The organism is Streptomyces sp. NPDC059567 (genome assembly GCF_042735655.1).
In the GTDB taxonomy this organism is placed as follows: Bacteria; Actinomycetota; Actinomycetes; order Streptomycetales; family Streptomycetaceae; genus Streptomyces.
The window spans coordinates 54,529-63,630 of sequence record NZ_JBHWBS010000007.1 but is presented as its reverse complement, the minus strand read 5'-3'; the positions used below and the strand labels follow the sequence as shown (position 1 = coordinate 63,630).

Sequence of the window (9,102 nt, the reverse complement as noted above, 5' to 3'; positions counted from 1 at the left end):
GTTTCTCTCTCCAGCGGTGGGTAGCGCGAGACCACAGCACGCCCCGAGCTCGGCTGCCCCTCCACACCCCCGCCGGCCGTGCTACATGTAAGTCACGTCCCCCCTTCCGGCCCCGCGGCCCCATGTCGTCCCCCCTTCCGGCCCCTGGGCGCCGGCCGTCCCCCCTGTCCGGCCCCGCGGCCCCATGTCGTCTCCCCTTCCGGCCTCGCGGGCCGCCGGCCGTTCCCCCCGTCCAGCGCCCCGCGGGCACCCTGCCGTCGTCGCCCCGCCTCACTCGCCGCGCAGCGCCTCCGAGATCGTGAGGCGGGCGGCGCGGCGGGCGGGGATCAGGGCGCCGAGGACGGCGAGCGTGACTCCGGCCAGTCCGAGCAGGGCGAGGGCCGGGGCGGCCCAGACGTCGAGGACCGAGCTCGGGAGCGTCACCAGCGCCGCCTCGGCCATCAGCGGTACCACCACCCGGTGGGCGGCCATCCCGAGCGGTACGCCGATCAGGCCGCCGATCGCCCCGAGCGCCGCCATCGACGTCACCACCATGGCGATCACCTGACGCGGCGTCATCCCGATCGACTTGAGCATCCCCATGTCCCTACGGCGTTCCCGGGTGTTGAGGACGACGGTGTTGAAGACGCCGAGCGCCGCGACCGTGCCGAGCATCAGGGACAGGGCCGTGGAGAGGCTGATGACGGCGACCGTGAAGGAAGCGGGTTCGTTGAAGATGGGGTGGAGACCGGGGCCCGCCGCCTTGTCCACCGCGGCCGCGTACTTCTGCGGCGTGGTCCGGGAGTCGAGCTTGACGTGGTACCGGTATTGATGGGTCTGCGGCCGGTAGTCCGCGTCGAGCCGGGTCAGTGTCCCCCGGTCGATCAGCAGGCGGTCGGGCTCGTGGTTCATCAGCGAGCCGACGACGGTCACCTCGGTCCTCTTCCCGTGCAGGACCAGGGTGAGCCGGTCGCCCACCTTTCCGCCGGTCTGGTTCAGGAACTCCGAGGCGACGACTGTCTCCCCGGAGCCCTTCAGCCACCGCCCGTCGACGAGCTGCTTCTCGTACCCGAGCGCCGCGTGGTTCCCGCGCAGGAAGAATCCGTCGACGGCGTCCGCCTGTCCGGCCAGGGCCAGCGGGACGATCAGGTCGGGTGTCACTTCGACGGCGCCGGGCGCGGAGCGCAGCAGCGCCTCCATCTCGCGGTCGCTCCGGTCCTTCGCCGTCTCCTCGCCGAAGAGCGGGTTCGCCGGGCGCATGGTGAGATCGACGTCCTGCCCCGAGGCCTCCGTCACCTTCACGACGGTGTCGGCGAGACCGCTCGCGAAGGTCACCGTCAGCACGCCGAGTACGATCGCGGAGAGCGTCAACGCCGTACGGCCGGGTCGGGCCAACGGGAGGCCGAGGCCCAGGCTGACCGCTCGCGGCAGCCTCGTCCCGCTCAGCCGGCGCTGGACCCGGTGGCCACGACCGGTCCGACGCGGTGCGCTGCCGGCGCTGATCGCCTCGGTCGCGGAGATCCTACGGGCCCGCAGCGCCGGGACGAGCGCGGCGAGGAGCACCACGAGCGGCATCCCGATCAGCGCCGCGAGTTCCGCCCGCAGGCTGATCCCCTCGATGCGCATACCCGTTCCCTGGAAGGCGCCGGAGAGCAGCGGGCGGGCGGCGAGGTCGCCGAGGGCGGTGCCGAGGAGACAGCCGATCACGGCCGGTACGGACACCATCAGGAGGTAGACGGCGGTGACCTGACCGGGTGTGAAGCCCAGGGTTTTGAGCACACCGATGTGCCGGAAGCCGGAGACCACGGCGCCGCTCACGACGTTCGCAACGATCAGCACGGCGACCGCGAGGCCGAGGAGACCGAAGACCACGAGGAAGGGCACGTACGAGCCGGGTCCGGACGCCACGTCACGCTGGATGGTGAGGTACGAGTGCGAGGCGAGCAGGGAGTCCGTCGGGAGGGTGGAGTCCACCGCGGCGAGCCCGGCCGCCACGTCGGCGTCCGTCGCGTGCTCGGCAAAGCGGTAGAGCATCTCGGTCATGGTGGGCCCGAGCGCGTCGATCTGGTCCGGTGAGACCCAGCCGTCGGCGGTGTTGCTCAGGGAGTGCGCGTAGCCGACGACGGTGAGGGTCGGCAGGCCGGGCACCTTGATCGTGTCGCCGAGCGGGAAGCCGGGGTGCTCCGCCTCGAAGGGCAGCAGGGCGGCCGCGGGCCGCGGGTCGTTGACGACGATCTCACCGGGGGCGGAAGCCCAGCGTCCCTTCCACAGGTCGACCCGGTCCACGTCCCCGCCGGAACCGGAGCGGCCCACCACGTTGAAGGGGCCGACGTAGCGGGGCTGATTGCCCTCGGGGACGTGAAGGACGGCAAGCGGGTACGGACCGGCCGCCGCCTCGACGCCGGCCGTCCCGGACGCCTCGGTCAGCCGCGCGTCCGAGACCTTGGCCGCGTCGTACGCGGCGACGGCGTGTGCCCCGCGCTGCTGGGCGAAGCCCTTGTCGAAGGGCCCCGAGGCCGCCTCCAGGAGGCCGAGGGCCACCACGATGGTGGCGGTGGAGAAGAGGACGACGAGGCCGATGACGAAGGTCTGGAGTCGGCGGCGCCGGACGGCCGCGCGCGAGGCGCGCCACACCGCGCTCATGCCGTGCGCTCCACGCTGCGCTCGCCGGCCACCCGGCCGTCGACCATGTCGACGATCCGGCCGGCGCAGCGCGCCGCCATCCGCTCGTCGTGGGTGACCATGAGCAGGGTCTGCCCGATCTGGTTGAGGTCGAGGAGCAGATCCATGATCTGCTCCCCTGCCCGGGTGTCGACGGCGCCGGTGGGCTCGTCCGCGAGGAGCAGCGCGGGCCGGTTCATCAGGGCGCGGGCGACGGCGACACGCTGGCGTTCGCCGCCGCTGAGCACGGCCGGGTAGGCGCCCCGGCGGTCGGCGATGCCGAGTTCGTCGAGGAGTTCCAGGGCGCGGCGGCGGGCCTGCGCGGCCGGCATGCCGGTGAGCTGCGCGGCGAGCGCCACGTTGTCGAGGGCCGGCAGGTCGTCGAGCAGGTTGAAGAACTGGAAGACCATGCCGATGCGGCGCCGCCGGAAGAGGGCCAATTGCTTCTCGCTCATGCCGGTGAGCTCGTCGCCGTGGACGAGCACGCTCCCGGAGGTGGGCCGGTCGAGTCCGGCGACCATGTTCAGAAGGGTGGACTTGCCGCAGCCTGAGGGCCCCATGACGGCGACGGCCTCGCCGCTGCGGATCTCCAGCGAGACTCCGCCCAGGGCGGTGGTCTCGCCGAACTCCTTGCGTACGCCGTCGAGTCGTACGACGATCTGGTCGGTCCGGCCGGTGCCGGTCTCTATGTCCGTGGTCATGGCAGGAAAGTTACGGTCCGGGTCCCGGGCGGGGCGTCACTCCCCCGAGGTATCCGCGGAGCCGCGTCATCCTGGGGATGTAGGCGGCTGCATCCCCGTGCTGATGCGGATGACCTGGCGTTCTGCGAGGGTGAACCCCGTGGGTGGATCATGGGTGGGGTGGTGGGTGGCCGGTGGTACGGCGGCGCTCGGGGCCGTCGCGGGTTGGCTGGCGGTGGCGCTGGTGCGGGCCCGGCGGCTGCAGCGCAGGACGCTGGAGGACCGGCGCAGGCTGCTGGAGCGGGAGCGGGAGAGCGCGGCCCGGATCGCCGTGGAGGAGGAACAGGCCCGGATCGCCCGCGAGTTGCACGACATCGTCAGCCACAATGTGGCGCTGATGGTGGTGCAGGCGAGTGCGGCCCGCGAGGTGCTGGCCACGCTCCCGGAAGAGGCGGCGACGGCCATGGAGGCCGTCGAGTCGGCGGGCCGGGACACGATGACCGAGCTGCGTCATCTGCTGGGGCTGCTGGCACCCTCGCCGAGCGGTGAGGACGAGCCGTACGCGGCGGAGCTCTCCCCGCTCGCGCCGCAGCCGGGTCTGGGCCGGCTCGGTCCGCTGGTCGACCGGATCGCCTTCGCCGGGCTGCCGGTCGAGGTACGGATCTCGGGCGAGCCGCGGTCGCTGCCGACCGGGGTGGACGTGACGGCGTACCGGATCGTGCAGGAGGCGCTGACGAACGCGCTCAGGCACGGCGACGGGGTGAAGGCGGAGGTGTCGGTGCGGTACGGGGAACGGTATGTGCGGGTGGAGGTGCTCAACAGCGGGCCGAGCGTGCTGTCCGGCGGCGCCGCGCCGAAGCTGTCGCTCCGTGACCACGCGGGCGCGGGCCGCGGGTTGATCGGGCTGCGCGAGCGGGTCGCGGTGTACGGCGGGGAGCTGGACGCCCGGCGCCGCCTCGGCGGCGGCTACCGGGTCAGGGCCCGGATCCCGATGGACGGCGCATGACGGCCGCGGGCACGGCTCCGTCCCCACAGGCGCCCCGGGTGCTCATCGCCGACGACCAGGCTCTGATCCGTACCGGCTTCCGGCTGATCCTGACGACACGCGGCATCGAGGTCGTCGGGGAGGCGGCCGACGGAGCCGAGGCGGTGGCGGCGGCCCGGCGGCTGCGACCGGACGTGGTCCTGATGGACATCCGGATGCCGGGGATGGACGGCCTGGAGGCCACCCGGAGGATCCTGGCCGAGTCGCCGCGCTGCAAGGTGCTGATGCTGACGACCTTCGACCTGGACCGGTACGTGTACGCGGCGCTGGCCCTGGGTGCGAGCGGGTTCCTGCTGAAGGACGTGACTCCGGAGCATCTGGCCGCGTCCGTACGGCTGGTGGACACGGGCGACGCGCTGCTGGCGCCGTCGATCACCCGCCGTCTGGTGGAGCGCTTCGCGAGCGGCGACCGTGCGGCGGGGGCGGGCGGCGACGCGCCGGCGGTTCACCGTGATCTGGCGGCGCTGACGCCCCGGGAGCGGGAGGTGCTCACGCTGATGGGGCGCGGGCTGTCCAACACGGAGCTGGCCGGGGAGCTGACGCTGAGCGAGGCGACCGTGAAGACCCATGTGGCCCGGATCTTCGCGAAGCTGGCGCTGCGCGACCGGGCCCAGGCGGTGGTCCTCGCGTACGAGACGGGCCTGGTCACCCCGGGCGGCGCGGCGGAGGACTGACGGGCCGCAAGGTCAGGAGGACTTGGTCCATTCGAGGGTCACGCGCAGGTTCGCGCTGGTGCTGCCCTTGACGATCAGTGCGGTCAGGCCGCCGGCGTCCAGGCCCAGTTCGCAGCCGAACTCCACCGTCGCCCTGTCAGGCGCCGCCTGGTGCAGTGCGTGGCTGAGCTGGCCGGCGAAGGAGGACAGGGCGCGGGTGACCCCGGAGAGGTCGGGGACGCGGTCGCCCAGCCCCTCCAGTTCCGAGTCGGGGCCGAGCCGCTCCGCCTCCACGTAGAGCACGGCGCCTTCGACCTCGACCTTGGTGACGTCCCGCATCACGGATCCCTCCGAGGGTGGGTGGCGAGCAGAGCGCCAGTATCACCGAGGGGTGGTCGAAGCTCGGGCAAGCGGGCTCCCGAGGCGTGGCGGGGCACGTGCGGCGTCCGCTGGGCGCGCCTTCGGCAGGACGCGCCTGCGTCGGTGGGCGGGCCCGGCGGCGGTAGGGCGCGCCGGCTTCGGCAGGACGCGCCTCTGGCGGCAGGGCGGCGCCCCGCCGCGGTGGGCGGGCGCCCGTGCGGTGTCCGTGCGAGGTGTCGGCCGTCGGCTCTGATGCCTCGTCAACCCCGGCGGCCGGGACTCCCCGGCCGCCGGACAGGGGCGTGCGCCGCCTCCCCCGCCGAACTCACCGGGGCGGCTCCGGCAGCTCCTCGCCGGTCTCCAGGAGGGACTTGAGGCTGGAGAGCAGCGCCGGCCAGCCCTCGCCGATCATGCCGCGCATCGTGCCGTCCGGCTCCAGGTCGTCGTGGACGACGGTGAGCTTGACCGTGTCCCCGGCGGGCTCGATCTCGAAGGTGACCTTGGAGCGGCGCTCCTTCGCGAGCTTCGCGTACACCTCGTCCCCGATGCCGACCGCCTCGGCCCACTCCGGCGTGAAGGTGTGCCAGGTGTACGAGAGTCGCCGGCCGGGCTCGGCCGCGAGGACCACCTGCTCGGGGTCGCTGGTCCTTCGGCCGCCCTCGTCCCAGACCATCGGCGAGCCGGCGGTCCACGTGGTCTCGAAGGTCACGCCCCAGTAGCGCCGGGTGAAGGCCGGGTCGGTGAGGGCCTGCCACAGCTCGTCGGGGGTGGTGCGGATGTAGGTGGTGTAGACGAACGCGTTGCTGTCCATCGGGTTCTGCTCCAATGCTGACTTCAGGTCGGCGAGCGCACGGACGCGCTCGCGGGCGTACTGACTGATCCAGCGGTCCGCGATGGCATGGATCGGAGCGGCGTTCAGGTAGTGCAGCTTCTCCCGTCCTCGCCGCACCGTGACCACCAGCCCCGCCGCCTCGAGAAGCGCCAGATGCTTGCTGACGGACTGCCGTGCCATGTCCAGACCCGCGCAGAGTTCGCGCAGGGTCTGGCCGTTGCGGGCGTTCAGGCTGTCGAGCAGCCGTCGCCGACTGGCATCGGCCAGTGCCTTGAACACCTCGTCCATCGCCCCACCTCAACATGCAGCCTTTTAGCTGCCTCTACGATAGGCAGCTATTCGGCTGCATGTCAACGACCTCCCGTTCCGGCGGGCCGGAGGGCCGCCGCCACCAGCCCTTCGATCTCCTCCGTGGCGACGCTTCCCCCGCCGACGACCCGGTCGAGCACGAGACCGTCCACGCATGCGAGCAGCGTCAGCGTCCGGCCCTCGGGGTCCTCGACCCCTTCGGCGGCGAGGAAGTCGCGGACCGAGTCGCGCCCCGGGTTCTCGCGCGGGACCAGGATTTCGCGGAGTTCGGGGTCGCGCACGCTCTCTACCACGCAGGCATAGCGGGCCAGGGAGCGGCGGCGCCCCTCCCCGGTGAGACGCGCCGCCACGAGCAGACCGATGCCGTGGGCGAGTTCGGCCGCGGAACGCGGCGCGGGTAGGCGCTCCGCGGCTGCTCGCAGTTCGGCCTGGTCGAGTTCGACCAAGCGGCGGACCAGGGCGGTCAGGAGGGCCGAGCGGGTGCGGTAGTACGCCGAGGTGGTGCCGGCCGGCAGTCGCGCGGCGGCATCGACCGCGCGATGGGTCAGCCCGCGCATCCCGGCGTCGGCGAGGACACCGAGCGCGGCGTCGGCGAGGAGGGTACGTCGATCGGAGGTCACCCCCACTTTCTACACCTGTAGAGAACGCGCGCTACTCTTTCTACAGATGTAGAAGACGTGTGAGTCGGTTCGGACAAGGGGCTGGTCGCCATGGGGAACATCGCCGTCGTCGTCGGCGCGGGCATCGGAGGGCTCGCCGCCGCGATCGGGCTGCGGCGGGTCGGCTGGGAGGTGCGGGTCGTGGAACGCGCACCCGTCCTCGACGACGCGGGCGCCGGGATCTCACTGGCCGCCAACGGCATCCGCGCCCTTGACGAGCTCGGCGTCGGCGCCTCCGTACGGGCGGCCGCGCGCGGTCAGTACACCGGCGGCACCCGTACTCCGGACGGTTCCTGGCTCGCCCGGATGGACGGCGCCGCACTCGAACGCGCCCTGGGCACGCCCATCGTCGGCATCCCGCGCGCCACCCTGCACCGTCTGCTGCGTGACGCGCTGCCGCCCGAGAGTGTGAGCATCGGAGTGGAGGTGACCGACGTCGCCCCCTCGACACCGGGCCGCGTCCGCGTACGGACCCGGCCGTCCGGCTCCTCGGCCGCCCCCGGCACCGACGCCGAGCTCGACGCGGACCTGGTCGTGGCCGCCGACGGCGTCAACAGCCGCACCCGGGCCGCTCTCTTCCCCGGCCATCCCGGCCCGGCGTACAGCGGCTCGACCGTGCTGCGCGCCCTCACGGAACCGCTGGACCTCGACACGGACTTCGAGATCACCTGGGGGCACGGCGCCGAGTTCGGGCACATCGCGCTGCACGACGGGCGGGCGGAGTGGCATGCCGTCCTCAACGCCCCCGCCGGGGTCCGGCACGCCGATCCGCTCGGCGAGGTCCGCCGGCGGTTCACGGACTGGCACCAGCCCATTGGTCGGCTCCTCGACGCGACCCGCCCTGACGCCGTCCTCCATCACGACATCCACGAACTGGCCACGCCGCTCCCTTCCTTCGTCTCCGGCCGTATCGCCCTGCTCGGCGACGCGGCCCACGCGATGACCCCGAACCTCGGCCAGGGCGCCTGCCAGGCCCTGGAGGACGCGGTCGTACTGGCCGCCGCCCTGGCCGACGGCTCCGACACCGACACGGCACTGGCCGCCTACGACGCCGAGCGCCGCCCACGGGCCCAGTCGGTCACGGTCGCCGCCCGCAAGGCCGGCCGCATGGGGCAGCAGCTCTCCGGCCCGGCGGCGGTCACCCTGCGCAACGCGGCCCTGCGGCTCGCTCCGTCGGGCATGGCCGTGCGCATGATCCTGCGGCACGCCGACTGGACCCCGCCCCGGCTCCCCGCGGTGGGCTCGGGCACCTCGCTCGTTGAATAGGTGCGGACGAAACCAGGTGCGGACAAAACTACTCAACGAGGCTGCTATTTTGTCCGGATGTCTCTCAAGCACGCGGTCCTGGCAGCTCTCCTGGAGGGCGAGGCATCCGGATACGACCTGGCCAAGATCTTCGACGTGTCCGTGGCCAACTTCTGGGCCGCCACCCCGCAGCAGCTCTACCGGGAGCTGGACCGGCTCTCCGACGCCGGTCTGATCGCCGCCCGTGTCGTCCAGCAGGAACGGCGCCCGAACAAGCGGATGTTCTCGCTCACCGACGCGGGCCGCCAGGACCTGATGGCGTTCACGGCGCAGCCGCCGCGGCCGACCGCCATCCGTGACGAGCTGATGGTTCAGGTCCAGGCCTGCGACGAGGGGGACACCGACGCGGTGCGCGGATTCGTCGAGGAGCGGATGGAGTGGGCCCGGGGCAAGCTCGCGCGGTGGGAGAGGCTGCGCGAGTGGATGCTCAACGGCCGGGACGAGGCCACGTACCTCCGCGAGGCGGAGCGGATCGGCCCCTATCTCACGCTGATGCGGGGCCGTTCCCTCGAGGAGGAGAACCTGCGCTGGGGCGAGCAGGTGCTCGCGATCCTGGACCAGCGCCGGACCGTACGTCAGCAGGCCTGAGGCAGAGCCCGGCCCGATCCGGGACCCATTG

At 72.7% G+C, this 9,102-nt stretch carries 9 protein-coding genes; 4 read left to right on the top strand and 5 right to left on the bottom strand.

Annotated elements, in window-relative coordinates; genetic code table 11:
• Positions 1-270: 270 nt before the first annotated feature.
• Entirely contained in the window at positions 271-2,622 is a 2,352-nt protein-coding gene (locus ACFVZW_RS05875) for an ABC transporter permease (RefSeq protein WP_384517266.1), read from the bottom strand.
• Positions 2,619-3,341: an ABC transporter ATP-binding protein gene (locus ACFVZW_RS05870; RefSeq protein WP_384517264.1), complete on the bottom strand. Its 723-nt coding sequence runs from the start codon at positions 3,339-3,341 to the stop codon at positions 2,619-2,621. Before ACFVZW_RS05870 ends, ACFVZW_RS05875 begins: the two co-directional genes overlap by 4 nt.
• A gap of 139 nt (positions 3,342-3,480) precedes the next feature.
• On the opposite strand from ACFVZW_RS05870, the gene ACFVZW_RS05865 reads away from it, so the two are divergent.
• Positions 3,481-4,326 (top strand): sensor histidine kinase, encoded by an 846-nt coding sequence (locus ACFVZW_RS05865; RefSeq protein ID WP_384517262.1) that lies wholly within the window; start codon positions 3,481-3,483, stop codon positions 4,324-4,326.
• Positions 4,323-5,039 carry a response regulator gene (locus ACFVZW_RS05860; protein WP_384517259.1) on the top strand — a complete coding sequence of 239 codons (717 nt, stop codon included), beginning with the start codon at positions 4,323-4,325 and terminating at the stop codon, positions 5,037-5,039. The genes ACFVZW_RS05865 and ACFVZW_RS05860 overlap by 4 nt, the downstream gene beginning before the upstream one ends.
• A gap of 12 nt (positions 5,040-5,051) precedes the next feature.
• On the opposite strand, the gene ACFVZW_RS05855 is transcribed toward ACFVZW_RS05860, so the two are convergent.
• From ACFVZW_RS05855 to ACFVZW_RS05845, 3 genes are all read right to left on the bottom strand, one after another.
• Positions 5,052-5,357 (bottom strand): CU044_2847 family protein, encoded by a 306-nt coding sequence (locus ACFVZW_RS05855; protein ID WP_384517256.1) that lies wholly within the window; start codon positions 5,355-5,357, stop codon positions 5,052-5,054.
• A 346-nt stretch (positions 5,358-5,703) separates the two neighbouring features.
• Positions 5,704-6,498 carry an ArsR/SmtB family transcription factor gene (locus ACFVZW_RS05850; RefSeq protein ID WP_384517254.1) on the bottom strand — a complete coding sequence of 265 codons (795 nt, stop codon included), beginning with the start codon at positions 6,496-6,498 and terminating at the stop codon, positions 5,704-5,706.
• Positions 6,499-6,560: 62 nt separating this feature from the next.
• Entirely contained in the window at positions 6,561-7,139 is a 579-nt protein-coding gene (locus tag ACFVZW_RS05845) for a TetR/AcrR family transcriptional regulator (protein ID WP_384517251.1), read from the bottom strand.
• Positions 7,140-7,229: 90 nt separating this feature from the next.
• On the opposite strand from ACFVZW_RS05845, the gene ACFVZW_RS05840 reads away from it, so the two are divergent.
• Both ACFVZW_RS05840 and ACFVZW_RS05835 read left to right on the top strand, forming a co-directional pair.
• Complete coding sequence (locus ACFVZW_RS05840) at positions 7,230-8,444, top strand: FAD-dependent monooxygenase (protein WP_384517249.1); 1,215 nt, start codon at positions 7,230-7,232, stop codon at positions 8,442-8,444.
• 57 nt (positions 8,445-8,501) lie between these two features.
• Positions 8,502-9,071 (top strand): PadR family transcriptional regulator, encoded by a 570-nt coding sequence (locus ACFVZW_RS05835; RefSeq protein ID WP_384517247.1) that lies wholly within the window; start codon positions 8,502-8,504, stop codon positions 9,069-9,071.
• The last annotated feature ends 31 nt before the right edge of the window (positions 9,072-9,102 follow it).

Bases quoted from the DNA above. Each gene is read 5' to 3' on its own strand.
- ACFVZW_RS05875 (WP_384517266.1), bottom strand. From the start codon at position 2,622: ATGAGCGCGGTGTGGCGCGCCTCGCGCGCGGCCGTCCGGCGCCGCCGA.
- ACFVZW_RS05870 (WP_384517264.1), bottom strand. From the start codon at position 3,341: ATGACCACGGACATAGAGACCGGCACCGGCCGGACCGACCAGATCGTC.
- ACFVZW_RS05860 (WP_384517259.1), top strand. From the start codon at position 4,323: ATGACGGCCGCGGGCACGGCTCCGTCCCCACAGGCGCCCCGGGTGCTC.
- ACFVZW_RS05855 (WP_384517256.1), bottom strand. From the start codon at position 5,357: ATGCGGGACGTCACCAAGGTCGAGGTCGAAGGCGCCGTGCTCTACGTG.
- ACFVZW_RS05850 (WP_384517254.1), bottom strand. From the start codon at position 6,498: ATGGACGAGGTGTTCAAGGCACTGGCCGATGCCAGTCGGCGACGGCTG.
- ACFVZW_RS05840 (WP_384517249.1), top strand. From the start codon at position 7,230: ATGGGGAACATCGCCGTCGTCGTCGGCGCGGGCATCGGAGGGCTCGCC.
- ACFVZW_RS05835 (WP_384517247.1), top strand. From the start codon at position 8,502: ATGTCTCTCAAGCACGCGGTCCTGGCAGCTCTCCTGGAGGGCGAGGCA.